This window comes from Rhodococcus sp. SORGH_AS_0303 (assembly GCF_030819335.1).
Classification (GTDB): domain Bacteria; phylum Actinomycetota; class Actinomycetes; order Mycobacteriales; family Mycobacteriaceae; genus Rhodococcoides.
Genome location: NZ_JAUTBO010000001.1, coordinates 2,975,414 through 3,001,539, shown reverse-complemented (window position 1 = coordinate 3,001,539; position 26,126 = coordinate 2,975,414). Strand labels below are relative to the sequence as shown.

Sequence of the window (26,126 nt, the reverse complement as noted above, 5' to 3'; positions counted from 1 at the left end):
CCCTAAGTCACCTCGGAGGCCGCGTGGGGAGCTACGTGTCGGCCGGCGGTGCCGTGCTTCCGCGCACCTGCAGTGTCGGCGCGATGAGGTCGAGGGTGCCGGCTGCCGTCGGACGAGCGATCCGGTCGATCACCGCCGCTGCGGCCCGGTGACCGACCGACGCGCTGGCGTTGTCCACCGACGTCAGGGAGACGTGGCGCAGTTGTGCGATGGAGGTGTTGTCGTATCCGACGATCGAGATGTCCTGCGGCACGGCCAGTCCCGCTTCCTGACAGGCCGTCATGACACCGACCGCGGCGATGTCGTTCACCGCGTACACGGCGGTCGGGCGGGGGGTGCGGGCGAGGAGTCTCCGGGCGGCGTCGTATCCGCCGTCCTCGGTGAGGTCGCACGGTTCGACGAGGCCGTCGGTGTCCAGACCGCGCGACGCCATCGCGGCGCGGTAGCTGTCGGCGCGCAAGGCGGACACCGCGCCGAACGACCCGCCCACGTGGGCGATCCGGCGGTGACCCAGTTCCGCGAGATGCGCCACCGCCAGCGCGGATCCCGCGGTGTCGTCGTTGGCCACGACGTCCGCGCGGGGGAGTTCGAGGTCGCGGCTCGCGACGATCACCGTCGGCATGGACGTCGCGGCATCGGCGACCAGGGGAGTGGGTGACCGGGTGCCGACCAGGACGAGCGCGTCGAGTCGCAGTTCGGTGAACTTGCGGACGACGGTGTCGTCTCCGCTCCGGTCGGCTCGACCGTCGCCGAGCATCATGGTCAGCCCGTGTGCCTCGAGCACCGGGGCCATGCCCTCGAGGCAGTCCACGAACCACGGGTTGCGGAGGTCGTTGATGAGGACCCCGACGATGTCCGTCCGTTGCCGGGACAGGTTGCGGGCCGACAGGTTCGGCCGGTAGCCCAGCTCGTCGATGGCGGCTTGCACGGCCGCGCGCTTCTCGTCGCTGACGTTGGGGGAGTCGTGCAGGACCAGGGAGACGAGCGACTTGGACACGCCGGCGCGTTCGGCCACGGTGCGGATCGTGGGTGGCCGCTCGATGTTCGTCACGGCTCGCTCCGTCCGGTGAGGCGGCCCCGCCGAGTTGGACCGTGCCAAACACAGCCTAGCGGGACGGACGCGGTGAACGGAAGAGCGTTGACAGCGCGATCGAGCGACGGGCAGACTGCGGACAGTCTACCGTTTGGAACGGTCCAACAACCCCCTTGTCTGGAGTGCACCCATGTCCGACCCTCGCCTCACCACTCTGCCTGTCGCCGTCGTCGGCTTCGGCTGGATGGGCCGCGTCCACACGCAGGCCTACAGCCGCGTGCGTCACCACTACCCCGCGCTCCGACCCCTGCCCGTTCTCGCGACCGTGGCCGACGAGGTGCCCGGCCGCGCCGCCGAGGCTGCCGAGCAGTTCGGCTTCGGCTCGTCCACCGAGTCGTGGCGCGACGTCGTGGCCGACCCGTCCATCGGTGCCGTGTCGGTGACGTCGCCGAACTTCCTGCACCGGGAGATGGGCGTCGCGGTGGCCGAGGCCGGGAAGCACCTCTGGATCGAGAAGCCCGTGGGACTGTCGGCGGACGATGCCCGCGCAGTGGCGATCGCCGCGGAGAAGGCAGGCGTGCAGACGGCAGTGGGCTTCAACTACCGCAATGCACCGGCCGTGGAGCAGGCGCGCGGCATCATCGCGTCCGGCGAACTGGGCGACGTGACACATGCACGCTTCCGGTTCTTCAGTGACTACGCGGCCCACCCGGACGGCGCACTGAGCTGGCGTTTCGAGCGTGAGCGTGGCGGTAGCGGCGTGCTCGGCGATCTGGCGTCCCACGGCGCGGATCTGATCTGGTACCTGCTCGGCGACATCGCCTCACTGGTGGCGGACACCGCCGTCTTCATCCCGCAGCGTGCCAAGCCGACGGGGGTGACCAGCGGCCACATGCGCGCCTCGGGCGGTGAGCAGGGCCCGGTGGAGAACGAGGACTTCGTGTCCGCGCAGCTGCGCATGGCGACCGGCGCCCGGTGTGTCCTCGAGGCCAGCCGCGTGGCGGTGGGTGACCAGAACTCCTACGGGTTCGAGATCCACGGGACCAAGGGCTCGGTCTCGTGGGACTTCCGTCGGATGGGGGAGCTGCAGCTGGGCCTGCGGGCGGCCGGCGAGGATCAGCCGCTGTATCAGGACCAGCCGCAGTCGACGCTCTTCGTCGGTCCGGGAGCGGGCGAGTACGGCGTCTTCCAGCCGGGGTCCGCGTCCGCGATGGGGTACGACGACCTGAAGGTGGTCGAGGCGGCGCGCTTCCTGCAGTCGATCGCCGAGAACGCCTCCGTCGGCGCGACCGTGCGGGATGCTGTCCGCAGCGCCTCGGTGCTGGACGCGATGACGGAGTCGGTGGAGTCGGGAAGGTGGGTCACGCTCTAGCGGGTATGTCCGGCTGCAGTCCTAATGTCCGAACAAAGTGTTGACTTATGGCTGTGATGCGTATTACATCGACATCACACGGAACGTTCGCCCGCTCGCCTCCCTCACGGGGTGTCATCCGAACGAATGCTCCGCCAGCGCAGAGAATCCCCCGTCAGGTAAGGAAGTCCATGTCCACTCAGGCAGATCTCGATCTCGCCACGCATACCGTCGTGACCGACGAGCGGGTGAAGAAGCAGAAGCCGTTCCAGCGTCTGCTGGTCCGTCCGGAGATCGGTGCCCTCTTCGGCGCCGTCATCATCTTCGTGTTCTTCGCCATCGTCGCCCCGCCGTTCCGGAGCCCCGAGGCCCTGGCCACCGTGCTGTACGCCTCGTCGACCATCGGCATCATGGCGTGCGGCGTGTCGGTCCTCATGATCGGCGGCGAGTTCGACCTGTCGACCGGTGTGGCGGTGACGTTCTCCTCGATCGCCGCGTCCATGCTGGCCTACAACCTCCACCTCAACGTGTGGATCGGCTCGGTCCTCGCCCTGGTGCTGGCACTGGGGGTGGGATTCCTCAACGGGTACCTGGTGATGAAGACGAAGATCCCGTCGTTCCTCATCACCCTGTCCTCGTTCCTGATGTTGACGGGCATCAACCTCGCGGTGACCAAGCTCGTCACCGGCCAGGTCGCGACGCAGTCCATCTCCGACATGGACGGGTTCGAGTCCGCGAAGAAGGTCTTCGCCTCGTCGTTCTCGGTCTTCGGTGTCTCGGTCCGCATCACCGTCCTGTGGTGGCTCGTCTTCACGCTCATCACCACCTACGTGCTGATGAAGACGCGCGTCGGCAACTGGATCTTCGCGGTCGGCGGCAACCAGGACTCGGCTCGCGCCATCGGTGTGCCGGTGACCAAGGTCAAGATCGGCATGTTCATGTTCGTCGGCTTCTGCGCCTGGTTCGTCGGCATGCACCTGCTCTTCGCCTTCAACACCGTCCAGTCCGGCCAGGGTGTCGGCAACGAGTTCCTCTACATCATCGCCGCGGTCATCGGTGGCTGCCTGCTCACCGGAGGTTTCGGTACCGCCATCGGTGCGGCCATCGGCGCCTTCATCTTCGGTATGACCAACCAGGGCATCGTCTACGCCGGCTGGAACCCGGACTGGTTCAAGTTCTTCCTCGGTGCGATGCTGCTCTTCGCCGTCATCGCCAACAACAGCTTCCGTTCCTACGCTGCGAAAAGGTGACACCTGACATGAGTGCAACCATCGAGACTCCCCTCGAATCGAACAGTGGCGGCAAGACCCCGCTGATCGAGCTGAAGAACGTCGGCAAGAGCTACGGCAACATCATCGCCCTCGGCGGGATCAACCTGCGCGTCGGCGCCGGCGAGGTCACCGGTGTGCTCGGCGACAACGGTGCCGGCAAGTCGACCCTCATCAAGATCATGGCCGGCCTGCACCAGCAGACCGAGGGCCAGCTGCTCGTCGACGGCGAGGAGGTCAAGTTCTCCTCACCCAAGGACGCGCTCGACAAGGGCATCGCGACGGTCTACCAGGACCTCGCCGTCGTGTCCCTGATGCCGGTGTGGCGCAACTTCTTCCTGGGCCAGGAGCTCCGGAAGAAGGGCGTCTTCCGCACCCTCGACGCCGCCGCGATGCGCGCGACGACCAAGGAGGAACTCCACAAGATGGGCATCGACCTGCCCGACGTGGACGCCCCCATCGGCTCGCTCTCCGGCGGTCAGCGCCAGTGTGTGGCCATCGCCCGCGCCATCTTCTTCGGCGCCCGTGTCCTCATCCTCGACGAGCCGACCGCCGCGCTGGGCGTCAAGCAGTCCGGCATGGTGCTGCGCTACATCTCGGCAGCCAAGGAGCAGGGCTTCGGCGTCGTGTTCATCACGCACAACCCGCACCACGCGTACATGGTCGGTGACCACTTCGTGCTGCTCAACCGTGGCCGCCAGAAGCTCGACTGCTCCTACGACGAGATCAGCCTCGACGATCTCACCAAGGAGATGGCCGGCGGCGACGAGCTCGAGACGCTCACCCACGAACTGCGCCGCTGACGCACGACTCCCGGGCCCCGCACCTCACACGAGGTGCGGGGCCCGTGTCGTGTCGGCACCCGGACCGCGCGCGCGAGTGCTCGTGAGCAGAACTGCACCGACGATGACGGCCCCGCACCCCAGGTTTTCGCCAAGGGGTGCGGGGCCGTCGTTCTCGGGGTCTAGCGGAGAGGGAGACCTGCCGCCGTGTACGCGGCATCGACGAGCTCCATGGTGGCCACCGCGTCGTCGGCGTCGAGGGGGATCGGAGCGCCGCTCTGCACGTGCGCCGCGAAGGCCTCGAGCTGGTACTCGTACGACGGGCGGGTGCCGAGGTGCTCCACCGTCGTCCCCGACGCATCCGTGACGGAGACGCGGTCGTCGGTGTTCGGCTTGATGTGGTTGTGCGCGAACGCCGTTCCCTCGGAAAAGGTCAGCAGCACCGTGAACTCGTGCTCGGCGTGCTCCATCGAGTTCGTCACGGTGCCGGTGGCGCCGTCGGGGAACGCGAGTTCGATGGTCGACGTCGCGTCGACGCCGGGGTCACGTTCGGTGGCGACGGCGGAGACCACGCGGGGAGGCCCGCCGGCGACGTCGGCGAGCAGGCGGTGCACGTGGAGCCCGTAGCAGCCCAGGTCCATGACGGAACCGCCCGCGAGGTCGAGCGACCATCGCGGATCGTCGTCGGCGGGTGCGGGCATGGCCATGACGACCTCGACCCGCGTGAGGCGACCGAGGGTGCCGTTCGCGGCGATGTCCAGCAGCCGCCGCGTCACCGGGTGGAAGAGGTAGTGGAACCCCTCGACGATCACTGCGCCCGTCTCGCGAGCCACATCGCGCACTGCCCGCGCCTCGGCGGCGTTGCGTGCGAACGGCTTCTCCGTCAGGACGGCCTTGCCGGCGCGCAGCGCGCGCATGTTCCACTCGGCGTGCAGGGCGTTGGCGAGCGGGTTGTAGACGGCGTCCACCTCGGGATCGTCGATCACCGCGTCGTAGTCGTCGGCGACGCGCTCGACGCCGTACCGCTGTGCGAAGGCCTCGGCGCGGCCGCGATCGCGTGCCGCGACGACCACCAGTCGATGACCGAGCGCGTGAGCCGGTCCGATGATCGCCTGCTCCGCGATGCGCGACGCGCCGAGGACCCCGATGCGCAGAGGTGCCGTCACACCGCGGCCGTTCGGGCGGCGACGATGTCGTGGAGGTGCTGCACGCTGGCGACGACGTCCGTCACCGGGCCGCCCACCTCGCCCGGCTCCTCGGACAGGATGGTGTCCTGCTCGAGCACGAACCAGCCGGTGTATCCGGCGTCGAGGAGCGAGTCGACGACGCCGCCGATGCCCACGTCCCCGGTTCCGAGCGGCGTGTACATGCCGGCGCGGACCGCGTCGGTGTAGGTGAGCTCGCCGGCCTGGACCCGTGCTGCGAGGGCGGCGTCGACGTCCTTGAGGTGAGCGTGCGCGATGCGATCGGCCGCCGCGGTGGCCAGTTCGGCCGGATCGGTGCCGCCGATCATGAGGTGCCCGGTGTCCAGGCACAGCGGGATGGAGGAGCCGTCGAGCACGCGGTGCACCTCGTCGCGCTGCTCGATCATGGTGCCGACGTGGGGATGCACGACGGCGAGGATTCCCCGCTCGGCGGAGGCGGCGGCGAGACGATCGAGGTTGCGCAGCAACACGGTCCACTGATCGGCGGTGAGCGTCGGACGGGCGTCGTAGCCCTCCTGGCCGGTGGACGCGGCGAGGACGATGACGTCGGCGTTCGCGGCCACGAAGCCGTCGAGCAGCGAGGCGATGGTCGGCACCGGATCGTGCGACTCCTCGTGCAGCAGAACGGGAGCGAAGCCCCCGACGGAGGTGAGGTCGTGACCGGCGAGCACTGCGGCCAGGGATGCCGGATCGGCCGGGAGAAAGCCCTCGGGACCGTTCTCCGTCGCGGTGAGTCCGGCGCCGCGCATCTCGCGGAGCACGCGGTCGTTGTCCATCTGGTATCCCCAGCCGGGGACCTCGCAGACGCCCCACGAGATGGGTGCTCCGGCGATACGTACGGGTGCGGCGGTCATGAGCGGACCTCTTCCAGGGTGACGGGTGCGCCGCGGCGCAGGGATTCGGTGGCGGCCTCGGCGATCCAGGCGACCTCGAGGGCGTCCTGCGCGGTGCAGGGGGACGGGCGGGTGCCGGCGCAGACCTCCAGGAACGCGGACAGCTCGGCGCGGTAGGAGGCGGCGAACCGGTCCATGAAGAACCCGTGGGGCGTGTCCGACGGGAACAGCTCGCCGTTCGGGAAGAGCTGGGGCGCTTCCATGTTCCGGACCGGGGTGTGGGGATCCCAGCCGGCGACGACCGTGTCGTCCCGGCCGTGGACCTCGAGGCGGCAGTCGTAGCCGCGGCCGTTGTAGCGGGAGTTCGACACGACACCGACGGCGCCTCCCTCGAACGTCAGGAGCACGGTGGCGGAGTCGACGTCGCCGGCGGCGGCGAACGCGGGATCGCCCTGGTTCGAGCCGGTGGCGAACACGGACACGACCTCGCGGCCGACGATCCAGCGCACGACGTCGAAGTCGTGGACGCTGCAGTCGCGGAAGATGCCGCCGGACTCCGCGATGTACGCCATCGGCGGGGGAGCGGGGTCGAGAGTGGTGGACCGCACGGTGTGCAGGAACCCGAGATCCCCACTGCGCACGGCACGTTCGGCGGCCGCGACGGCCGGATCGAACCGCCGGTTGAACCCGATCTGGACGGGCACGTCGGAGGTCGCGATGCCGTCGACCACGGCCTTGCTCTCGGTGGCGGTGAAGGCCAACGGCTTCTCGCAGAAGACGGGGATCCCGGCGTCCACCGCGGCCAGCAGCAGCGAGGCGTGCGCGGGCGTGGCCGCCGCGACGACGATGCCGTCCACGCCGGCGGTGAGCATCGCGTCGACCCCGTCGACCTTCTCCGCGCCGTACTTCGCGGCGACGGCGTCGGTGACCTCCGGCCGTCCGTCGGTGACCACGAGGCTCGAGACCCCGTCGAGTCCGGCGAGAGTCTCGGTGTGGAACGCACCGATGCGTCCCAGTCCGACGACTCCGATTCGCTGGTTCCGAACGTCGTTGCCCATCAGTCCTGCCCTCCTACTACCTGTTGATCCCATTCGATGACCGAGCCGGTGACGACGCCGCTGCGCGGCGACAGCAGGAACACCACCATGTCGGCGATCTCGTCGGGCTGTCCGAGCTTGCCCATCGGCATGCGCGCGGCCGCGTCGGCGGCCCAGTCGTCCGGCGCGTCGTGGAACGTCCTCTGCGTCACGGCTTCGCCCTCGGTCTCGGTCCAGCCGATGTCGAGTGCGTTGATGCGGATCCGGTCGAACCGGTGAGCGTGTGCCGCGTTCTTGGTCAGCCCCGACAGGCCGGCCTTCGCCGCCACGTACGGGGCGAGGTAGGACTGCCCGCCGCGGCCGCTCACGGAGCCGATGTTCACGATGGTGCCGGGAGCCGAGCGCGAGAGCATGTCTCGGACGGCGGCCTGCATGACGAAGAACGGTCCCCGCAGGTTGACGGCCATGTGCTGGTCGAACAGCTCGGGGGTGGTGTCGAGCAGTGACCCTCGGGAGGTGAGTCCGGCCGCGTTGCACACGGCATCGACGCGGCCGTAGTGCTCGACGGTGCGCTCGACGCTCGCGATCGCCTCGATGGGGTCGCCGATGTCGGCGCGCACGAAGGTCGCGTCGTGGCCGTCGGCACGCAGCTCGCGTTCGAACGCGGTGCCCACCTCGTCACGTCGGCCGCTGAAGGCCACGCGTGCGCCCGCGGCGAGGCTCGCTCGCACGACGGCGGCGCCCACACCGGACGTGCCGCCGCTGACGAGAACGACGGTGTCGTCCAGAAGAGTGCCCACACCGGGAAGTCTTGCGGTCCCGGCGCCGGTGATCAACACTCTGAACGCATCAAAAACACCTCGAGAGGACACCGCTGTGGGACATCGATACAAAGTGCGGGAGATCGCGCAGCAGTCGGGCCTGAGCGAGGCGACCGTGGACCGGGTGCTGCACGAGCGGCCCGGTGTCCGGGAGGACACCCGAGCGGAGGTGCGCCAGGCCATCGCCGACCTCGACAAGCAGCGCACCCAGTTGCGGTTGTCGGGGCGCAAGTTCTTCGTCGACGTGGTCATGCAGGCACCCGAGCGGTTCTGTTCCCAGGTGCGGTCCGCCCTCGAGGCCGAGTTGCCGATGCTGTCACCGGCCGTGGTCCGGTCGCGGTTCCACTTCCGGGAGACGGAGTCGGTGCCCGCGATGCTCGAGACGCTCGACGGCATCCGCGCGCGCGGCTCGCACGGACTGATCGTCAAGGCGCCGGACGATCCGCAGGTGTCCGACGCGCTCGACGCCGTCGTGGCAGCCGGCATCCCGGTGGTGACCTACGTCAGCGACGTGCCGTCGAGCGCGCGCACCGCGTACGTGGGCATCGACGACGGCGCCGCGGGCGCCACCGCGGCGTACCTCGTCGATCAGTGGCTGGGGGAGTCGACGTCGAGCGTGCTGGTCACCTTGAGCCACGACACGTTCCGCAACGAGGGTGAACGGGAGATCGGGTTCCGTCGGGCCCTGCGCCGCACGGCGTCCGGGGTGCCGCGGGCCGTGTTCGACATCGCCCGCAGCAGCGGACTCGACGACACGGTCGAGGACCTGGTGGTCGAGGCGTTGACGCAGCACCCCGACATCGAGGCGGTCTACTCCATCGGCGGCGGCAACGTCGCCACCGTGCGGGCCTTCGAGCGGGTGGGTCGTCGGTGCCGGGTGTTCATCGCCCACGACCTCGACGCGGACAACCGTCGGCTGCTGGCCGAGCGCTCCATCTCGGCTGTGCTGCACCATGATCTGCGTGCCGACGCGCGGTCGGCGTGCCGGTTGCTCATGCAGGCCGCCGGTGCCCTGGACGGTGTTCGGGACGAGCCGTCACCCGTGCACGTGGTCACTCCGCACAACACTCCCCGATGACGCGCTCCGGCCGAGGAGCCAGATGGCGAGTGCGGCGAGGGAGATCGCTGCCCCGGTGAGGCACAGCACCGCCCACCCACCGACGGAATAGCTGACGGACGCAGCGACGGAACCGAGGACGCCGCCGCCGAAGTAGCTCACCATGTACGCGGTGTTGAGACGGTTTCGCGCCGGCGGATCCAGGACGAACACGACGTTCTGATTGCTGATGTGCGCGCCCTGGGTGCCCAGGTCGAGAGCCATGATGCCGACGATCAGGACGACGACGGCCCACACGGCGGAGCTGCCCGATCCGAGGAAGAGCAGCGCCCAGCTGGCCAGCAGGATGGTCAGGCACAGCGTCGTCGCGCGCCGTCCGTGTCCCTTGTCGGTCATGCGCCCGGCGATGGGTGCCATCAACGCACCGGCGACCCCGGCGATGCCGAACAGGCCGATGACGGCGTCACCGTAGGAGAACGGCGGAGCCGCGAGCAGGAACGCGAGCCCGGTCCACAGCACCGAGAACGCGGCCATGAGGAGCGCGCCCAGAGCCATGCGCAACCGGAGCTCCCGGAGTTCGCGTACGAGCGTCAGGATGGAGCCGAGAATGCCGCGGTAGGTGTCGGTCACCACCGGGGTCGACACCGGGACGTACTTCCGCAGCACCACCGCGAGCAGGGCGATGGCCACGGCGGCCACCCCGTAGACCAACCGCCAGCCGCCCAGTTCGGACAGGAACCCACTGACGGTGCGGGCGAGCAGGATTCCGGTGAGCAGGCCGCTCATGACGGTGCCCACGGTGCGTCCGCGATCCTCCTCCGCGGCGAGGGCCGAGGCGAGCGGGACGATGACCATGGCGGCGGACGCTCCCACCCCGGCGAGGACGAGGGCGGCGGCGAGCATCGGGAAGCCGGGGGACACCACGGCGATGCCGTCCGCGACGGCGCAGATCAGGGCGGCGGTGACGATGAGGCGCCGCCGTTCGATCAGGTCGCCGAGCGGGACGAGGAACGCCAGACCGATGGCGTAGCCGATCTGCGCGGTGGTGACGAGGATCCCCGCCGTGCCCTCCTCGATGTCGAAGGAGCGGGCGATCGTGTCGAGCAGCGGTTGCGCGTAGTACAGATTCGCGACCAGGACACCGCAGGTGACGGCCAGCAGGAGGACCAGCCCGCGGCCGATGGTGGGTTCGGTCGTCGAGCTGCCCCCGGGTTCTGTCACCGCTCAACTATGGCCCCACCTCGTCGAGACCGCACAGCGGGGACTCCGGATACCTCGAGAACACCTCGAGATCCGTTCGACGGGTTCGACTGATCTGGGGACAGTCGGGGTATCCGTGCAGCACGGTGACAGACACAGGCGTCACCCGACCACTCGCCGGACGACCGACACAGGAGTCGCACATGAGCAAGCACGAACCGCTGGGACCTCTCTCGAAGGGGTTCCTCGCCGCGGACATGTTCGGCTACCAGGGCATTCTGACGGACGAGGAGTCGGAGACGGTCGGGGTTGTGCGTCGCTTCCTCGAGGACGAGGTCGCCCCGCGCGCGAACGAGTTCTGGGAGAAGGCGGAGTCACCGGTCCATCTGCTCCCGCGCCTGGCCGATCTCGGGATCGTCGGTCTGGAGTACGAGTTCGACGGTCGGGCGCCCGCACGCAAGGTCTTCACCGGGTGGCTGGGCATGGAGTTCTCGCGGGTCGATCCGTCCACGGGCACCATGTTCACCGTCCACAGCGGGCTCGCGATGAGCAGCATCGCCATCCTGGGCTCGGACGAGCAGAAGGAGCGGTGGCTCCCGGCCATGCGCCGCATGGAGAAGATCGGCGCCTTCGGCCTGTCCGAGCCGCACGGCGGTTCCGACGTCGCCGGCGGGTTGGAGACCACGGCGCGGCTCGACGGCGACCAGTGGATCCTGAACGGCAGCAAGCGGTGGATCGGCAACGCCACCTTCGCCGACCTGATCATCGTCTACGCGAAGGACGAGGCGGACGGTGAGGTGAAGGGCTTCGTCCTCGAGAAGGGGGACGACGGCTTCCCCGAGGGGTTCCGTGCGGAGAAGATCGAGCGCAAGTACTCGCTGCGCGCGGTCGAGAACGCAGATCTGTACTTCGAGGACTGCCGGGTGCCCACCGCGAACAAACTCGAGCACGCGAACTCGTTCGCCGACACCGCCAAGGTCCTGTCTCTCACCCGCGGCGGCGTCGCGTGGGGCGCGGTCGGAGTGATGATCGGTGCCTTCGAGAAGGCGGTGGCCTACGCACAGGAGCGCGAGCAGTTCGGGGCGCCCATCGCGTCGTTCCAGTTGATCTCGGACCTGATCGCGCGCATGGCCGGCAACATCACCGCGTGCCTCGGGATGGCACTGCGGGTGTCGCAGCTGCAGGACTCCGGGGTGCAGCACGACGAGCACGCGGCACTGTCCAAGAGCTACACCACCACGCGACTGCGTGAGGTGGTGGGCTGGGCCCGAGAGATCATGGGCGGCAACGGCATCGTGCTCGACTACGACGTGATCCGTTACTTCACCGATGCCGAGGCGCTGTACTCGTACGAGGGCACGTCGCAGATGAACAACCTCATCGTCGGCAGGGGAGTGACGGGGTACTCGGCGTTCGTCTAGTCCGAAGCGCACGAGAGCCCGCTCCTGCAGTGCAGCAGCGGGCTCTCGTGGTCCGCGAGGATCAGCGTGCGAAGAGCAGTGCGCGCTTGACTTCCTGGATCGCCTTCGTCACCTGAATGCCACGGGGGCACGCGTCGGTGCAGTTGAAGGTGGTGCGGCAGCGCCACACACCCTCGACGTCGTTGAGGATGTCCAGGCGCTCGGGAGCGCCTTCGTCACGGCTGTCGAAGATGAAGCGGTGTGCGTTGACGATGGCGGCGGGACCGAAGTAGCTGCCGTCGTTCCAGTACACGGGGCACGAGGTGGTGCAGCACGCGCACAGAATGCACTTGGTGGTGTCGTCGAACCGCGCGCGGTCGGCGGCCGACTGGATGCGCTCACGCGTGGGCTCGTTGCCGGACGTCATCAGGTAGGGCTTGACGGCACGGAACGCGTCGAAGAACGGCTCCATGTTCACGATGAGGTCCTTCTCCACGGGCAGACCGCGGATGGGCTCGATCGTGATGGTGAGGGACTTCGAGGAGTCCTTCGGGAGCATGTCGCGCATCAGGACCTTGCAGGCCAGACGGTTGACACCGTTGACACGGACCGCGTCGCTGCCGCACACGCCGTGCGCGCACGAGCGGCGGAACGAGAACGTGCCGTCCAGGTAGTTCTTCACGTACAGCATCAGGTTGAGAAGACGGTCGGTCGGCAGGGTGGGGACCTGGAAGCTGTCCCAGTGCGAACCCTTGTCGTCCTCCGGGTTGAAGCGAGCGATCTTCAGTGTGACCATCACTGCTTCGTCCGGAACCGCAGGCAGACCGCCCTTGTCTTCGGACTTGTCGATAGCGGGTGCGCTCATCAGTACTTACGCTCCATCGGCTCGTAGCGGGTCTGCACCACGGGCTTGTAGTCGAGGCGGATATCGGAGAGCAGACCCTCGCCCACCTTGTACGCCATGGTGTGGCGCATGAAGTTGACGTCGTCGCGCTCCGGGTAGTCCTCGCGGGCGTGTCCGCCGCGAGTCTCCTTGCGGTTGAGAGCACCGGCGACGGTGACCTCCGCCATCTCCAGCAGGAAGCCGAGCTCGACGGCCTCGAGCAGGTCGCTGTTGTAGCGCTTGCCCTTGTCCTGCACGGTGATCCGGCCGTAGCGCTCCTTCAGTCCCTGGATGTCGCTCAGGGCCTGCTTGAGGGTGTCCTCGGTACGGAAGACGGACGCGTTGTTGTCCATCGACTGCTGCAGCTCGGTGCGGATGGTCGCGACCTTCTCGTTGCCGTGATCCGAGAGGATGAGTTCGAGCCATTCCTCGACCATCTTCTGCGGAGCCTCGGGCAGCGGGGTGAAGTCGACGCTGTTGGCGTGCTCGGCGGCAGCGATGCCGGCGCGACGGCCGAACACGTTGATGTCGAGCAGCGAGTTGGTGCCGAGACGGTTGGAGCCGTGCACGGACACGCAGGCGCACTCGCCGGCGGCGAAGAGGCCGGGAACGACGTCGTCGTTGTTGCGGAGCACCTCACCGCGGATCTTGGTGGGGATGCCGCCCATGACGTAGTGGCACGTCGGGTACACGGGCACCAGCTCGGTGACCGGGTCGACGCCCAGGTACGTGCGGGAGAACTCCGTGATGTCCGGGAGCTTCTCCTCGAGGACGTCGGCGCCGAGGTGGGTCACGTCGATGTAGACGTAGTCCTTGTTCGGTCCGGCACCGCGACCTTCGAGCACCTCGAGCACCATCGAACGGGCGACGATGTCGCGCGGCGCGAGGTCCTTGATGGTGGGGGCGTAGCGCTCCATGAAGCGTTCACCGTCCGCGTTGCGGAGGATTCCGCCCTCACCGCGCACGGCCTCGGAGATGAGGATGCCCAGTCCGGCGAGGCCGGTCGGGTGGAACTGGTGGAACTCCATGTCCTCGAGCGGCAGGCCCTTGCGGAAGATGATGCTCATGCCGTCACCGGTGAGGGTGTGGGCGTTCGAGGTGGTCTTGTAGATACGACCCGAACCACCGGTGGCGAACACGATCGACTTCGCGTGGAACACGTGCAGCTCGCCGCGTGGCCAGCTCGTAGGCGATGACGCCAGTGGCCACGGGGCCCTCGTCGGTCTCCGTCAGCGCGATGTCCAGTGCGTAGAACTCGTTGAAGAACTCCACGTCGTGCTTGACGCACTGCTGGTACAGCGTCTGGAGGATCATGTGACCGGTGCGGTCGGCGGCGTAACACGCACGGCGCACGGGCGCCTTGCCGTGGTCACGGGTGTGCCCGCCGAAGCGGCGCTGGTCGATCTTGCCCTCGGGCGTGCGGTTGAACGGCAGGCCCATCTTCTCGAGGTCGAGGACCGCGTCGATGGCCTCCTTCGCCATGATCTCGGCGGCGTCCTGGTCGACCAGGTAGTCGCCGCCCTTGATCGTGTCGAAGGTGTGCCACTCCCAGTTGTCCTCCTCGACGTTGGCGAGGGCAGCACACATGCCGCCCTGCGCCGCGCCGGTGTGGCTGCGAGTGGGGTAGAGCTTCGTGAGCACCGCGGTGCGGGCGCGCGGACCGGCCTCGATCGCCGCGCGCATACCTGCACCACCGGCACCGACGATCAGTACGTCGTAACGATGTTCCTGCATGTGCACTCTCCCCTAGCTGGCGGTGATGTTGGGGTCGAACGTGAAGATGACGTACGTGCCCAGACCCATGATGAGGATCATCGAGAGCACCAGAAGCGTGGTGAGCCAGAACCGCGTGGAGTCCTTGCGCGAGTAGTCGGCGATGACGGTCCGCAGACCGTTGCCGCCGTGCAGCTGCGCCAACCAGAGCATCGTCAGGTCCCACACCTGCCAGAACGGGCTCGACCAGCGGCCGGCCACGAAGGCGAAGTTGATGCGGTGAACGCCGTCGTCGAGCAGCAACATGATGGACATGTGGCCGAGGACGAGGACGACGAGCGCGAGTCCGGAGAAGCGCATGAACAGCCATGCGTAGAGCTCGAAGTTGCCGCGGTTCTTCCGGCGCGGTGAGCGCGGATTGTCGAGGCTGGCGGGACGGTCGTGAGACGTTCCCAGCGTGCGTGCCTGCTTGGCACCTGCGTCGGTGGTCGCCATGGCTCAGTGCCCCCCGGTGAAGGTGTTGTAGAGGATGCGTGCCGCGCCCGGGATCATGACGACGAACCAGATGCCCAGGATGACCCACAGCATGAGGCGCTGGTACTGGGTTCCCTTCGACCAGAAGTCGACGAGCATGACTCGGATGCCGTTGAGTGCGTGGTAGAGCACCGCGGCCACCAGGCCGAGCTCCATCAGGCCGACGATCGGCGTCTTGTACGTGTCGATCACGTCGTTGTACGCCTGGGGATCGACGCGGACGAGCGCCGTGTCCAGGACGTGCACGAACAGGAAGAAGAACGTGACGACACCGGTGATCCGGTGCAGAACCCAGGACCACATGCCAGGGTCTCCGCGGTACAGAGACCGCGTGCGCTCCCGCGTCGGGGCGGCTTCGGTCGTGCTAGCCATCGAGTGCAGTGCCTCCAACATCATTGATGGACGCGACGAGCGAAGACGCCCGGAGAGATACCGGAGAAATCCAGCTCGATCGTGTGTGTGAAACGACTTCTTCGAACTCTAATCCCATGCTCGGACACGCACTAATTCGCGTTGGGCCTGGCGTTTCCCTGCCGACCGGAAGTTAGGTTTGCCTGTCCAATGACCTGGTGGGTCGCTCGGAGTTGCCTGCAGTGGCAGCCTCGACGTGACAGGATCGCCCTCATGCCGGAAGTCGACTGGAAATCCTTGCGCGACAGTGCTCGTGAGGCTATGACCCACGCCTACGCGCCCTATTCGAACTACCCCGTGGGGGCCGCTGCGACAGTGGACGACGGACGCATCGTCGCCGGATGCAATGTGGAAAATGTCTCATACGGTCTCGGGCTCTGCGCCGAGTGCGGACTGGTGTCGGCGCTGAATGCGAGCGGCGGCGGACGCCTGATCGCGTTCTCGTGCTGCGACAGTCGAGGCTCGATCCTGCTGCCGTGCGGCCGTTGTCGGCAGCTTCTGTTCGAGTTCGGCGGAGGCGATCTGCTGATCGACACGGCGTCGGGTGTGCGTCCACTGAGCGACCTCCTCCCCGAGGCGTTCGGCCCCGACGATCTCGCCGCCGGGCAGGTCTCGAACACCGCCGAAAAGGCGGTGACCGATGCCTGATGCCGTATCGGTGATAGCCACCAAACGCGATGGCCACACTCTTTCTTCGGACCAGATCTCGTGGATGGTCGACGCGTACACCCGTGGCGACGTGGCGGACGAGCAGATGTCGGCCCTCACGATGGCCATTCTGCTGCGCGGCATGACACGCGTGGAGATCCGTCAGTGGACCGACGCGATGATCGCGTCGGGCAGCCGCATGGACTTCTCGTCCATCTCGCGTCCCACCGTCGACAAGCACTCCACGGGCGGTATCGGGGACAAGATCACGCTCCCGCTCGCACCCCTCGTCGCGGCGTGCGGTGCGGCGGTGCCGCAGCTGTCGGGACGCGGTCTCGGCTACACCGGCGGCACGCTGGACAAGCTGGAGTCCATTCCGGGCTGGCGGGCCGATCTCACGGCCGACGAGATGACCCGACTCCTCGACGACCCCGCTGTCGGCGCGGTGATCTGCGCTGCGGGTGCGGATCTGGCCCCGGCGGACAAGAAGCTGTACGCCCTGCGTGACGTCACCGGCACCGTCGAGTCGATCCCGATGATCGCCGCGTCGATCATGAGCAAGAAGATCGCCGAGGGGACGGGCGCACTGGTCCTGGACGTGAAGTGCGGATCGGGTGCGTTCATGAAGTCGCTGGATCAGGCGCGCGAGCTCGCCGCGACGATGGTCGAGCTCGGCACCGATTCGGGCGTCAACACGGTCGCCCTGGTCACCGACATGTCCACCCCGCTCGGCCTCACCGCCGGCAACGCTCTCGAGGTGCAGGAATCCCTCGACGTCCTGGCCGGCGGCGGCCCCGCGGACGTCGTCGAGCTGACTCTCGCGCTGGCGCGCGAGATGGTCGCGGCCGCCGGACTCGACGGTGTCGATCCGGCCGACAAACTGCGCGACGGCACGGCCATGGACCGGTGGCGGGCGATGATCGCCGGACAGGGTGGCGATCCCGATGCGCCGCTGCCCGTGGCACGACATACTCACGACGTCGTGGCCGACCGCGACGGCGTGGTCACCCGTGTGGACGCCATGGCGGTGGGTATCGCTGCCTGGCGGCTGGGTGCCGGGCGCGAGCGGCAGGGCCAGCAGGTCCAGGCAGGAGCAGGGGTGCGCATGCATGTCAGACCGGGAGAGCGGGTGTCCGCCGGGAGTGTGGTCTTCACGCTGCACACGGACACCCCGGAACGGTTCGACGGTGCGCTCGAGGCACTGACGGACGGATGGGCCGTCGGCGACGACGCTCCTGCCGTCTCGCCGCTGATCCTGGATCGGATCGGTACGTAGCGTGACGCGCGCTCGGTGGTCCCTCGTCACGCTGGTGGGGGTGATGCTCGCGATCCTGCTGGGCGCGTGCGGGTCGTCCTCGGACGAGCCGTTGATCGACACGGTCACCGACAACGGTGTGCTCGTGGTCGGCACGGAGGGCACGTACAGCCCCTTCAGTTTCCAGGGGTCCGACGGTGACCTGACGGGGTACGACATCGACGTCGTCCGCGCGGTCGGGGAGAAACTCGGCGTCCGCGTCGAGTTCGTCCAGACGCCGTTCGACTCGATCTTCGCCGGTCTCGAGTCCGGCCGGTTCGACCTCATCGCAAATCAGGTGACCGTCAACGACGAACGGCAGGCCAAGTACGACCTCTCGCGGCCGTACACCGTCTCCGAGGGCGAGATCGTCGCGCGGGCCGGGGACACGTCGATCACCTCGCTGGCGGATCTGGCCGGCCGGACCACGGCGCAGTCGTCGACGAGCAACTGGGCCGAGGTGGCCACCGACGCCGGCGCTCAGGTGCAGGCCGTCGAGGGATTCGTCCAGGCGGTGACGCTGGTCAAGGACGGCCGTGTCGACGCCACCGTCAACGACTCGCTCGCCATCGCCGAGTACTTCGCGCAGACCGGGGACACGGGTGTCGCCGTCGTCGCCCAGACCGGGGACACCAGCCTGCAGGCCTTCGCCGCCCGCAAGGACAGCGGCCTGATGGGGCAGGTGAACACCGCGCTGGAGGAACTGCAGGACGACGGCACGCTGGCGGCGGCCTCGGAGCGTTACTTCGGCTCCGATGTCGCGGTGCCGGATCCGCAGACCGCCGCGGCCACCGCTCCCACCGCCGAGGCAGGGGCCACCGAGTCGACTCAGGAACTGATCACCCGCAACCTGGTGCCGATGCTGAAGGCCACCGTCACCACGACGTTGCCGCTCACCGCGGTCAGCTTCGTCATCGGTCTCGCGATCGCGCTGGCCGTGGCACTGGCCCGGATCTCCTCGATCCGACCCCTGTCGCTGCTCGCGCGCTTCTACGTCTCGATCGTCCGCGGCACTCCGTTGCTGCTGCAGCTGTTCATCGTGTTCTACGCGTTGCCGCAGTTCGGGGTGGTCATCTCGCCGTTCCCGGCGGCGGTGGTGGCGTTCAGCATCAATGTCGGTGGGTACGCGGCCGAGATCGTGCGGGCGGCCATTCTCGGCGTGCCCAAGGGCCAGTGGGAGGCGGCCGAGACCATCGGCATGGGGTACCGCACCACGCTGCAGCGCATCGTCCTGCCGCAGGCGCTGCGCACCGCGGTGCCGCCGTTGTCCAACACGTTGATCTCGTTGGTGAAGGACACATCGCTGGCGTCCACGATCCTGGTCACCGAGCTGCTCCGAGTGGCGCAGCTCGCGGCGGCCCCCACCTTCGACTTCTTCGCGCTCTACTCGGTGGCCGCGGTGTACTACTGGATCATCTGCATCGTCCTGTCCTCCGTGCAGGGCAGACTCGAGACCCGACTGGACAGGTACGTGGCGCGATGACCGAGAAGCCCTTGATCGAGGCGACGGGACTGCGGAAGTCGTTCGGCGACAACCACGTTCTGCAGGGAGTCGACTTCACCGCCGACCGCGGCACGGTCACCGTCGTCGTGGGTCCGTCGGGCTCCGGCAAGACCACGCTGCTGCGCGGGCTCAACGCGCTCGACCCGGTGGACTCCGGCACCGTGCGCATCGGCGACGTGTCCGCGGACTTCGGTGAGCTGGCGTCGGCTCCGCGTGGCCGCGTCCGGTCGGCGACGGCAGCGCTGCGTGCACAGAGCGGCATGGTGTTCCAGAGCCACAACCTGTTCCCGCACAAGACGGTGCTGCAGAACGTCGTCGAGGGTCCCGTGATCGTGCAGAAGCACCCGCGGGCGGAGGCCGAGGCGGCGGGCAGGGAACTGCTCGCGCAGGTCGGTCTCACCGGCAAGGAGGACCAGTACCCGTTCCAGCTGTCGGGTGGCCAGCAGCAACGCGTCGGGATTGCCCGCGCACTCGCCCTGGCACCCGAGCTCATGCTGTTCGACGAGCCCACCTCGGCGCTCGATCCCGAGCTCGTCGGCGAGGTGCTGTCGGTCATGAAGAACCTCGCGAGCGAGGGCTGGACCATGGTCGTGGTCACCCACGAGATCCGGTTCGCGCAGCAGGTGGCCGACCAGGTGCTGTTCGTCGACGGGGGAGTCGTGGTCGAGCGAGGCACCCCCACCGATGTGCTGACGCACCCGGCGCAGGAGCGGACGCAACAGTTCCTCAAACGCATCCTCGACCCGCTGTAGGCGAGGGGCGCGAGGCGCGGCCGCGAACACTACAGTCGGGACATGGATGACGATCTGACGGTTGCTCCGGACAGCGCGGCACGACTGAGCGGTCCGGCACCCCTGGACATGCAGAACATCGCCCGCGCGCCGAAGGCGTTGTTGCACGACCATCTCGACGGCGGGCTCCGGCCGTCGACCGTGCTGGAACTGGCGAGCGAGTGCGGGTACGACGGGCTTCCCGCGTCGGATGCGGAGAGCCTCGGCCGGTGGTTCCGCGACGCCGCCGACAGCGGCTCCCTGGAGCTGTATCTCGAGACGTTCGCGCACACCGTCGCCGTCATGCAGACGGCCGAGGGCCTGCAGCGCGTGGCGCGCGAGTGCGCCGAGGATCTGGCCGCCGACGGTGTCGTCTACGCCGAGGTGCGCTACGCGCCCGAGCAGCACCTGGAGAAGGGGCTGACACTGGACGAGGTGGTCGAGCACACCCTGGAAGGGTTCCGCCAGGGCGAGAGCGCCGCCCGTGCGGCCGGTCGACCCATCGTCATCGGATGCCTCCTCACCGCGATGCGGCACGCCGCCCGTTCCCGCGAGATCGCCGAACTGGCGGTGCGGTACCGCGACCAGGGTGTCGCGGGCTTCGACATCGCAGGCAAGGAAGCGGGCTTCCCCCCGAGCCGGCACCTCGACGCGTTCGAGTACATGCGTGCGAACAACGCGCACTTCACCATTCACGCCGGCGAGGCGTTCGGCCTGCCTTCCATCCACGAAGCGATCGCGTTCTGTGGCACGGACCGGTTGGGCCACGGTGTGCGCATCGTCGACGACATCACCACGAACGCCGACGGCGCCCGCGAACTCGGCCAGCTCGCGAACTACGTGCGGGACAAGCGGATTCCGCTGGAACTGTGCCCCAGCTCCAACGTCCAGACGGGCGCCGTGGCCAGCATCGAGGAGCACCCCTTCGACATTCTGGCCCGCTTACGGTTCCGCGTCACCGTGAACACGGACAACCGGCTGATGAGCGACACCTCGATGAGCAAGGAGATGTACCGGCTCGCCACGGCATTCGGCTACGGCTGGTCGGACCTCGAGCGGTTCACGATCAATGCGCTCAAGTCGTCGTTCCTGCCGTTCGATCAGAGGTTGGCGTTGATCGACGACGTCGTGAAGCCGGGGTATCGGGTGTTGTTGGGGTAGCGGCTCATTGGGCGGAAGGGGGTCTCCACGCCGCCCGTAGGGCATCGGCGTCGATAATTTCAGTTAACGCACCATCGCCCCTGAAAAGCCAGTTCAGCACAGTTTTGGTTTGCGGCCGTGTCCGACGAGGGGTCTAGGCAGCGAAGGAGTCCAGACCTGCTGAAACGGCCGCCGTGCGCTATCTGACGGCCGTCTCGGGTCCGTCGGAGGGCACGGCAGTGCCAGCGATCCCTGCGGCGGTGTCCGCACGCATCACCGCTGCGGTGGAGTCGTCCCGGTCGGCCGGAACCCGCTGCGCCTTTGGATCCGGGTGTAGACGGTTCACCGACAGGTGCACCCGCAACAGGCACGATGCGCCGCCGGCGCACCCCGTCACGGTCGCCGCTTACCTCGTTGACGCCGCCGACACCGTCACTGCGGCGGGGAGAGGGCCTACGCCGCCAGCACTCTGTCGGCATGGGCGTCAGCAATAAACCATTACCCCCAAACCACCGGGCACACCTCACCTACGAAACACCATCTAGCGACGTTCGCGCTGGCGGGTATCCGCCGTCAGTACGCCACCGCCGACGACCGACCCCGCACCCAACGAGCGCCGTTGCTGGAGTCCGACATCCTGCACCTCGTCGACACCGCACGCGTCCAGTGCGAGGGTTGGGCAGACGAGGTATACGAGCGCCGCGACACCGCGCTGCTACTCATCGGGTTATCCGGCGCATTCCGCAGTTCCGAGCTCGCCGATCTTGAATGCCGCGACGTCAGCCTGCACCGCGAGGACGGCTTGCACATCCGGCTGCGGAAGACGAAGACCGACCAAGAAGGCCGCGGCGTCGTCCGGGCGTTGCCGAGCACCGACTCCCGCGCCACCTGCCCACCTTGTGCGTACGTGCGGTGGGCCCAGGTCGTGTCAGCCCTCGACGCTGGGGGCCGACCCTCCGTCATTCGAGGGCTCCGCGGTGGCGACCCGTTCGACGAGCATGTGTACCGCGGGGGAGTGCCCCGCACCGTCGCACGAGCACCGCTGTTTCGAGCCATTGCCAAGAACGGCAACCTCGGAACGACTCCGCTGTCGGGGGGCTGCGATTCACAAGACCATCCGCCGCCGCGCCGATCGCGCCGGTTACGACCCCACCGCTGTGTCCCAGTTCGGTGGGCACTCGCTCCGATCCGGGTTCGTCACCCAGGCCTTTCGCAATGGCGCACACGCGCACGCCATCATGCGACAAACCGGTCACACTACCCCGGCCATGCTTGAACTCTACGCACGCGAGAACGCCCCGCTGCTCGGGAACGCGGTCAGCAGAATCGGCCTCTGACCAATGCGCCATGTCTGATATGAGGATGTGGGCAGGTCACATCAAACGAGAATCAATTCTGGTCTGGTGTCGCCAAACCCCAGGAGAAGCCGAATCCGGGGTAGGTTGACCCGCAACTCTGACGCGAGCTGCTTCAAAGTCAGACCGTTTTCCTCCGCCATCTCGAAGGCTGAGGGTAGAAGGGCCGGAACCTCGCCCGGATACCCCTGGACTGGTTCATTGCCGAACAGGCCCGATGCGCGGAGTGTGGCGAGTCGCTGATGAGAGCGCCGGTATGTTGCCTCGGACACGGCTCCCACTTCTTTGCATCGGCGTAGGAGCGAATCGATCGACACGCCCCACTGGATACTCAAATCGCCTAGTTTCTTGAAGTCGAGACGAGGGGGCAGTAATGGCGTGATCTCGGAGCGCGGAGTCAGGAACTCGGCAGCAAATACGTCGGCTTCACGCTCTTGCTCGGGGTCGCCTGGTAAGCAATCGCTGTGCATTACTAGGTGTCCAAGCTCGTGAGCGGCGCTGAAGCGGTGACGGTAGACATCGTCAGCTCGGTCCGGTGTGAGCACGACAATAGGTCGAGGTAATTTCGACGTCGAGAATGCATCGATCGTCTTGGTTGCCGTGCCCGCGAAGGGCACCAACGTGACGATGATCCCGTGTTGCTCCATCGTGCGAACCACGCGTCCGAGACGACCCGTACCCAAACCCCAATGGTGACGAAGCGCCTGTGCGGCCGAGACGGGGTCGGTAGGAAACTCCTCCGTGTGGGTTACTTCGCCCGCCGAAAACCCCGGGAGGTCGACTGCAGGAAATCTGACCCGCTTCTCCAGGGCGTGGGTCAGTTCCCAGACCTGCTCCGCGAACGATGTCGCCTTGTCACGTTGGCTGACCGGTGTCCGGCGCAGACTCCGGAAATGAGCGTGCGCTGCATCTAGCCGTGCATACGGCCGGCCGGTAGCCAGAAATGCGATCGGAACGTCCAGGATGCGCGCGAGAGCCTCGACATTGTCCGGTCGCGGATTCGCAGTGCCGGACTCCCATTGACCGACCGCGACGGGAGAGACCCCGACCTCATCGGCAACGAACTTTTTGGTGACTCCCGCGAGGCGGCGAGCCTGCGTCAGTCTCGCCGAATCAAAGGTGCCGATGCCCAAATGATCTGCCGCTAAATCGTTGTCGGGCAGGAGACTCAGCTGGCGTGTATCGCGGTCTTTCAACTGTCCCCACTACCGGTGTTCTGGTCATCTTCGTTCTGCTTCTCGGAAGTGACTGGCTCACCGGGAGCACGCACAGACAAGTCGAACCCGTCACCCTGCTCATCATCATTGTCGAACCGATCGACTCCGGTCTTGCCGTCCGCCCTCACTTCCAGAGCGGGGACGAGTGAGACCGCTGCAACGTTCTTCAACGAGTGGTGGCGGGGCCAAGCGAGCTGTCCGGTTTCTGCATCTACCAATTCCGCATCTCCCCAGCCGAAGTCGAACAGGCCGTCTGGCGAGGCAGAAACCCAGAGCGTGACTGTGCGTCCTTCTGCCTCTGTCATTTGCCTGCTGAACTCTTCGTCCTCGGTGAAGTGCTTGTCGAGCTCCTCCTCGGTCATCGCTGCATGCTCGATCGTCATCTGAGGTTCGACGACGGTAGGAGCGAACGTCATGAGGTGCTGTTGCAGGTGCGAAACCCTCGGTAGCTTTGCATCGAGAAGACGTGTCCGCCCGTCTCCGGGCACCCGCCACCAATACAGCGCTACGCCAGTTTCTTCCACAATCGGCAGGTCGTATCGAGCGCGTTGGCCGGCTGGCTTGCGAGCTGCGATGCCCGGAACGTCCTTCAACCTCGTGAGCAGTCCGCGGTTCAGGTGACCTCGCAACGCAGTTCCGTAGGGGTCTCGCTCTGGCAGTCCGTGTTCGACATGCACCCTGAGTGCCGCTGCTTGTGCCGCAAGAACCGTCTCGATGACAGCGTTCTGCACTATCGGTGCGACTCGACCAAACCGATCGATCGCGTAGTCGGAAGGCTTAGCTCTATCCACGCCGCGCTCCTGCAAGCTCAGTTAGCAGCCGGATTTGACCGCCTATGCTTCACTTTAACACGATAATCGATCAAACGGAGTGGACTAAGCCGAACGGTCCCAAGGAAGTGCCGACAGCGAGCCGGGGTACGCGCGCGCAGCGACCGGCAATCACTGATCGACGCCGGTGGAGACTTCGCAACGGAAGCGCGACCGACATGAGGTGACGGTGCGTTAACACCGATTAAGCCCACCCCGCAGCTACACTCCCACCCGTGCACCGCATCTTCACCACCCCCGTGTCGTCCGTGTACCCGCACTACGTCACCAAGGTGGAGCGCAAGGGTCGGACGAAGGACGAGCTCGACGAGGTCGTCCGCTGGCTCACAGGCTTCGACGACGCCGAGTTGGCGCAGCACCTCTCGGCGGACACGACGTTCCTCGATTTCTTCGAGGCCGCGCAGCTGAACCCGAACGCGCCGCTCATCACAGGGTCGGTGTGTGGGGTGCGGGTGGAGTCGGTGGAGGATCCGCTGATGCAGAACATCCGTCGACTCGACAAGCTCGTCGACGAGCTCGCCAAGGGGCGACCGATGGCGAAGATCCTGCGCGCCTGATCGGCACGCCGACGGTCAGGTGGTCGGACGCAACCGGGTCTCGAACTCGCGCTCCAGGGCGCGCCACGACTCCGCCTCGGCGTCGAACGGAGCGCTCGGGGCCATGCGTCCGTCCACCGGCTCGAGGATGTAGGAGATGAGCCAGCCGAGGGGAGTGGCCGGCGCCAGTGCCTCCTCGACGGACGCGTCCTTGGCGTAGTCGGCTGCGTCGGTGAACAGTTCGACGGCGAGATCGAGCTGATCGGCGTCGACGGATTCCGGTCCGCGGGCCAGGTCGTCGGCGAGCCCGGGCAGCACGTACACGTTCTCGTCGGTCACCTGCACGTCGAGAGAACCGTCGACGGCCGCGGTGCGCACGTCGTCGTACGTGCTGACCGTCGTGAGGTCGTGGTCGTGATCGTCGGCCAGGTAGCGGGCGAGCGCGCGCTCACTTCCGAACACGAAGATCGCGCCCGAACGTCCCAGGAACAGCGGCTCGTCGTCGAGGTAGCAGCGCAGTGTGTAGTAGGTGTCCTCGGAGGTGATGATGCGCACCGGATCGATACCCACCGAGCCCCAGTAGGTCTCGTCCTCGTCGTCGGTGTCGACGGGGACCACGACTACATCGGAGTCGTCCGACGCGGTGTCGTCGTCGGTGTCGATGTCCTCGTCGTCCAGATCCTCTGCGTCCACGATGTTCTCGGCTGCGGCCGTGATCTCCGCATCGGCCACGGCGGTCGCCTCGGCATCGACGTCGGGAGTGGTCAGGACGGTGTCGATGGCGTCGAGGACGGCGTCCCACCCCTTCGCCACGACGGCACCGATACGGTTCCAGAGCTGCGAGCCCTCACGCCCGACGAAGGCGTCGGCACCGCGGGACAGCACTCCGAGAAGTGCATTGGCAGAGAAGAAGCGAGTGACGGCATCCAGTTCGCAGACCTCGCCGAGGGTGCGTGCCATCTCGAGGGAGCGGGCCAGCTCGATGATGGAGTCCTCGTCCGGATCCCCCGCGGCGAGCTCCGGAACGCCCACGAGGTCGTAGACGTGGTCGTCGTCCGGCTCGATGTGCGCTGCGGAGAGCGCGACGACGGTGCGCCACTGGGGATGGTCGACGAGGTCGTTGTCGGTGTCGGTGCGGATGAACGCCGCCATCTCGGCCACCGACGGGAACGCGTAGAGATCGTCCTCGCGACCGAGGAAGGCCTCCCACTCCTCGCCGTCCTCACGCCACTCGGGCGCCCACAGGGTGACGAGGTCGCCGGCAGTCACACCGAGTTCGATCGGGACGATGTCTCCAGCCATGG

The 26,126-nt window shown here is 67.3% G+C and carries 23 protein-coding genes and 2 pseudogenes; 12 read left to right on the top strand and 13 right to left on the bottom strand.

The genetic code is table 11. The features are described 5' to 3' along the window. Window positions 1–31: 31 nt before the first annotated feature. Entirely contained in the window at window positions 32–1,051 is a 1,020-nt protein-coding gene (locus QE449_RS14090) for a LacI family DNA-binding transcriptional regulator (protein WP_307109001.1), read from the bottom strand. Between the two features lie 172 nt (window positions 1,052–1,223). Here QE449_RS14090 and QE449_RS14085 point away from each other — a divergent pair, with 172 nt between their 5' ends. From QE449_RS14085 to QE449_RS14075, 3 genes are all read left to right on the top strand, one after another. After that, a complete protein-coding gene (locus tag QE449_RS14085) occupies window positions 1,224–2,405 on the top strand; it encodes a Gfo/Idh/MocA family protein (protein WP_056447675.1) in 1,182 nt (393 codons plus the stop codon). 170 nt (window positions 2,406–2,575) lie between these two features. Next, entirely contained in the window at window positions 2,576–3,634 is a 1,059-nt protein-coding gene (locus tag QE449_RS14080; protein ID WP_027503734.1) for an ABC transporter permease, read from the top strand. Window positions 3,635–3,642: 8 nt separating this feature from the next. Next, the gene (locus QE449_RS14075) at window positions 3,643–4,455 is read left to right on the top strand and encodes an ATP-binding cassette domain-containing protein (protein WP_027503733.1); all 813 of its coding nucleotides are present in this window, start codon (window positions 3,643–3,645) and stop codon (window positions 4,453–4,455) included. A gap of 161 nt (window positions 4,456–4,616) precedes the next feature. On the opposite strand, the gene QE449_RS14070 is transcribed toward QE449_RS14075, so the two are convergent. The 4 genes from QE449_RS14070 to QE449_RS14055 are packed head-to-tail and all read right to left on the bottom strand — an operon-like array spanning window position 4,617 to window position 8,309. After that, entirely contained in the window at window positions 4,617–5,600 is a 984-nt protein-coding gene (locus QE449_RS14070) for a Gfo/Idh/MocA family protein (protein ID WP_307109000.1), read from the bottom strand. After that, complete coding sequence (locus QE449_RS14065) at window positions 5,597–6,493, bottom strand: sugar phosphate isomerase/epimerase (protein ID WP_027503731.1); 897 nt, start codon at window positions 6,491–6,493, stop codon at window positions 5,597–5,599. Before QE449_RS14065 ends, QE449_RS14070 begins: the two co-directional genes overlap by 4 nt. Continuing rightward, entirely contained in the window at window positions 6,490–7,530 is a 1,041-nt protein-coding gene (locus QE449_RS14060) for a Gfo/Idh/MocA family oxidoreductase (protein WP_307108999.1), read from the bottom strand. The genes QE449_RS14065 and QE449_RS14060 overlap by 4 nt, the downstream gene beginning before the upstream one ends. Continuing rightward, entirely contained in the window at window positions 7,530–8,309 is a 780-nt protein-coding gene (locus tag QE449_RS14055) for an SDR family oxidoreductase (RefSeq protein WP_027503729.1), read from the bottom strand. Before QE449_RS14055 ends, QE449_RS14060 begins: the two co-directional genes overlap by 1 nt. 76 nt (window positions 8,310–8,385) lie before the next feature. On the opposite strand from QE449_RS14055, the gene QE449_RS14050 reads away from it, so the two are divergent. Next, window positions 8,386–9,408: a LacI family DNA-binding transcriptional regulator gene (locus QE449_RS14050; RefSeq protein WP_027503728.1), complete on the top strand. Its 1,023-nt coding sequence runs from the start codon at window positions 8,386–8,388 to the stop codon at window positions 9,406–9,408. Here the strand turns inward: QE449_RS14050 and QE449_RS14045 are convergent. Beyond that, window positions 9,367–10,608: an MFS transporter gene (locus QE449_RS14045; protein WP_307108998.1), complete on the bottom strand. Its 1,242-nt coding sequence runs from the start codon at window positions 10,606–10,608 to the stop codon at window positions 9,367–9,369. The genes QE449_RS14050 and QE449_RS14045 overlap by 42 nt on opposite strands. 182 nt (window positions 10,609–10,790) lie before the next feature. On the opposite strand from QE449_RS14045, the gene QE449_RS14040 reads away from it, so the two are divergent. Continuing rightward, window positions 10,791–12,008 (top strand): acyl-CoA dehydrogenase family protein, encoded by a 1,218-nt coding sequence (locus QE449_RS14040; RefSeq protein ID WP_307108997.1) that lies wholly within the window; start codon window positions 10,791–10,793, stop codon window positions 12,006–12,008. A gap of 61 nt (window positions 12,009–12,069) precedes the next feature. On the opposite strand, the gene QE449_RS14035 is transcribed toward QE449_RS14040, so the two are convergent. From QE449_RS14035 to sdhC, 4 genes and pseudogenes are all read right to left on the bottom strand, one after another. Continuing rightward, on the bottom strand, window positions 12,070–12,852 hold the full coding sequence (locus tag QE449_RS14035) for a succinate dehydrogenase iron-sulfur subunit (protein ID WP_027503726.1): 783 nt from the start codon (window positions 12,850–12,852) through the stop codon (window positions 12,070–12,072). Then, window positions 12,852–14,604, bottom strand: a pseudogene (sdhA, locus tag QE449_RS14030) (succinate dehydrogenase flavoprotein subunit). Before sdhA ends, QE449_RS14035 begins: the two are co-directional and overlap by 1 nt. Window positions 14,605–14,616: 12 nt before the next feature. Continuing rightward, window positions 14,617–15,078 (bottom strand): succinate dehydrogenase hydrophobic membrane anchor subunit, encoded by a 462-nt coding sequence (locus tag QE449_RS14025; RefSeq protein WP_027503724.1) that lies wholly within the window; start codon window positions 15,076–15,078, stop codon window positions 14,617–14,619. Window positions 15,079–15,081: 3 nt separating this feature from the next. Then, complete coding sequence (gene sdhC / locus QE449_RS14020) at window positions 15,082–15,489, bottom strand: succinate dehydrogenase, cytochrome b556 subunit (RefSeq protein ID WP_081821085.1); 408 nt, start codon at window positions 15,487–15,489, stop codon at window positions 15,082–15,084. Window positions 15,490–15,741: 252 nt separating this feature from the next. Here sdhC and QE449_RS14015 point away from each other — a divergent pair, with 252 nt between their 5' ends. From QE449_RS14015 to QE449_RS13990, 6 genes and pseudogenes are all read left to right on the top strand, one after another. Further along, window positions 15,742–16,176, top strand: a complete 435-nt coding sequence (locus QE449_RS14015; RefSeq protein WP_027503722.1) for a cytidine deaminase — start codon at window positions 15,742–15,744, stop codon at window positions 16,174–16,176. Beyond that, complete coding sequence (locus tag QE449_RS14010; RefSeq protein ID WP_307108996.1) at window positions 16,169–17,452, top strand: thymidine phosphorylase; 1,284 nt, start codon at window positions 16,169–16,171, stop codon at window positions 17,450–17,452. The genes QE449_RS14015 and QE449_RS14010 overlap by 8 nt, the downstream gene beginning before the upstream one ends. Before the next feature lie 43 nt (window positions 17,453–17,495). Continuing rightward, window positions 17,496–18,953, top strand: a complete 1,458-nt coding sequence (locus tag QE449_RS14005; RefSeq protein ID WP_307109728.1) for an ABC transporter permease subunit — start codon at window positions 17,496–17,498, stop codon at window positions 18,951–18,953. Then, the gene (locus QE449_RS14000; protein ID WP_056447689.1) at window positions 18,950–19,726 is read left to right on the top strand and encodes an amino acid ABC transporter ATP-binding protein; all 777 of its coding nucleotides are present in this window, start codon (window positions 18,950–18,952) and stop codon (window positions 19,724–19,726) included. The genes QE449_RS14005 and QE449_RS14000 overlap by 4 nt, the downstream gene beginning before the upstream one ends. Before the next feature lie 108 nt (window positions 19,727–19,834). Beyond that, the gene (locus tag QE449_RS13995; protein ID WP_037184105.1) at window positions 19,835–20,905 is read left to right on the top strand and encodes an adenosine deaminase; all 1,071 of its coding nucleotides are present in this window, start codon (window positions 19,835–19,837) and stop codon (window positions 20,903–20,905) included. Window positions 20,906–21,078: 173 nt separating this feature from the next. Further along, a pseudogene (locus QE449_RS13990) lies at window positions 21,079–22,221 on the top strand (site-specific integrase). A 41-nt stretch (window positions 22,222–22,262) separates the two neighbouring features. Here QE449_RS13990 and QE449_RS13985 read toward each other — a convergent pair. Together QE449_RS13985 and QE449_RS13980 are read right to left on the bottom strand one after the other, a co-directional pair. Next, a complete protein-coding gene (locus tag QE449_RS13985) occupies window positions 22,263–23,435 on the bottom strand; it encodes an XRE family transcriptional regulator (protein ID WP_307108995.1) in 1,173 nt (390 codons plus the stop codon). Continuing rightward, window positions 23,432–24,247, bottom strand: coding sequence for a hypothetical protein (locus QE449_RS13980; protein WP_307108994.1), 816 nt, complete (start codon window positions 24,245–24,247; stop codon window positions 23,432–23,434). The genes QE449_RS13985 and QE449_RS13980 overlap by 4 nt, the downstream gene beginning before the upstream one ends. Before the next feature lie 254 nt (window positions 24,248–24,501). Between QE449_RS13980 and QE449_RS13975 the strand changes: the two genes are divergently transcribed. Continuing rightward, a complete protein-coding gene (locus QE449_RS13975; protein WP_027503713.1) occupies window positions 24,502–24,843 on the top strand; it encodes a DUF2200 domain-containing protein in 342 nt (113 codons plus the stop codon). Window positions 24,844–24,858: 15 nt separating this feature from the next. Here QE449_RS13975 and QE449_RS13970 read toward each other — a convergent pair whose 3' ends face one another. Continuing rightward, on the bottom strand, window positions 24,859–26,124 hold the full coding sequence (locus QE449_RS13970; protein ID WP_027503712.1) for a hypothetical protein: 1,266 nt from the start codon (window positions 26,122–26,124) through the stop codon (window positions 24,859–24,861). Window positions 26,125–26,126 lie beyond the last annotated feature (2 nt).

Coding starts and splice junctions, on each gene's coding strand:
- QE449_RS14085 (WP_056447675.1), top strand. CDS start 1,224: ATGTCCGACCCTCGCCTCACCACTCTGCCTGTCGCCGTCGTCGGCTTC.
- QE449_RS14080 (WP_027503734.1), top strand. CDS start 2,576: ATGTCCACTCAGGCAGATCTCGATCTCGCCACGCATACCGTCGTGACC.
- QE449_RS14075 (WP_027503733.1), top strand. CDS start 3,643: ATGAGTGCAACCATCGAGACTCCCCTCGAATCGAACAGTGGCGGCAAG.
- QE449_RS14065 (WP_027503731.1), bottom strand. CDS start 6,493: ATGACCGCCGCACCCGTACGTATCGCCGGAGCACCCATCTCGTGGGGC.
- QE449_RS14060 (WP_307108999.1), bottom strand. CDS start 7,530: ATGGGCAACGACGTTCGGAACCAGCGAATCGGAGTCGTCGGACTGGGA.
- QE449_RS14040 (WP_307108997.1), top strand. CDS start 10,791: ATGAGCAAGCACGAACCGCTGGGACCTCTCTCGAAGGGGTTCCTCGCC.
- QE449_RS14035 (WP_027503726.1), bottom strand. CDS start 12,852: ATGAGCGCACCCGCTATCGACAAGTCCGAAGACAAGGGCGGTCTGCCT.
- QE449_RS14025 (WP_027503724.1), bottom strand. CDS start 15,078: ATGGCGACCACCGACGCAGGTGCCAAGCAGGCACGCACGCTGGGAACG.
- sdhC (WP_081821085.1), bottom strand. CDS start 15,489: ATGGCTAGCACGACCGAAGCCGCCCCGACGCGGGAGCGCACGCGGTCT.
- QE449_RS14015 (WP_027503722.1), top strand. CDS start 15,742: ATGCCGGAAGTCGACTGGAAATCCTTGCGCGACAGTGCTCGTGAGGCT.
- QE449_RS14010 (WP_307108996.1), top strand. CDS start 16,169: ATGCCTGATGCCGTATCGGTGATAGCCACCAAACGCGATGGCCACACT.
- QE449_RS14005 (WP_307109728.1), top strand. CDS start 17,496: ATGCTCGCGATCCTGCTGGGCGCGTGCGGGTCGTCCTCGGACGAGCCG.
- QE449_RS14000 (WP_056447689.1), top strand. CDS start 18,950: ATGACCGAGAAGCCCTTGATCGAGGCGACGGGACTGCGGAAGTCGTTC.
- QE449_RS13995 (WP_037184105.1), top strand. CDS start 19,835: ATGCAGAACATCGCCCGCGCGCCGAAGGCGTTGTTGCACGACCATCTC.
- QE449_RS13970 (WP_027503712.1), bottom strand. CDS start 26,124: ATGGCTGGAGACATCGTCCCGATCGAACTCGGTGTGACTGCCGGCGAC.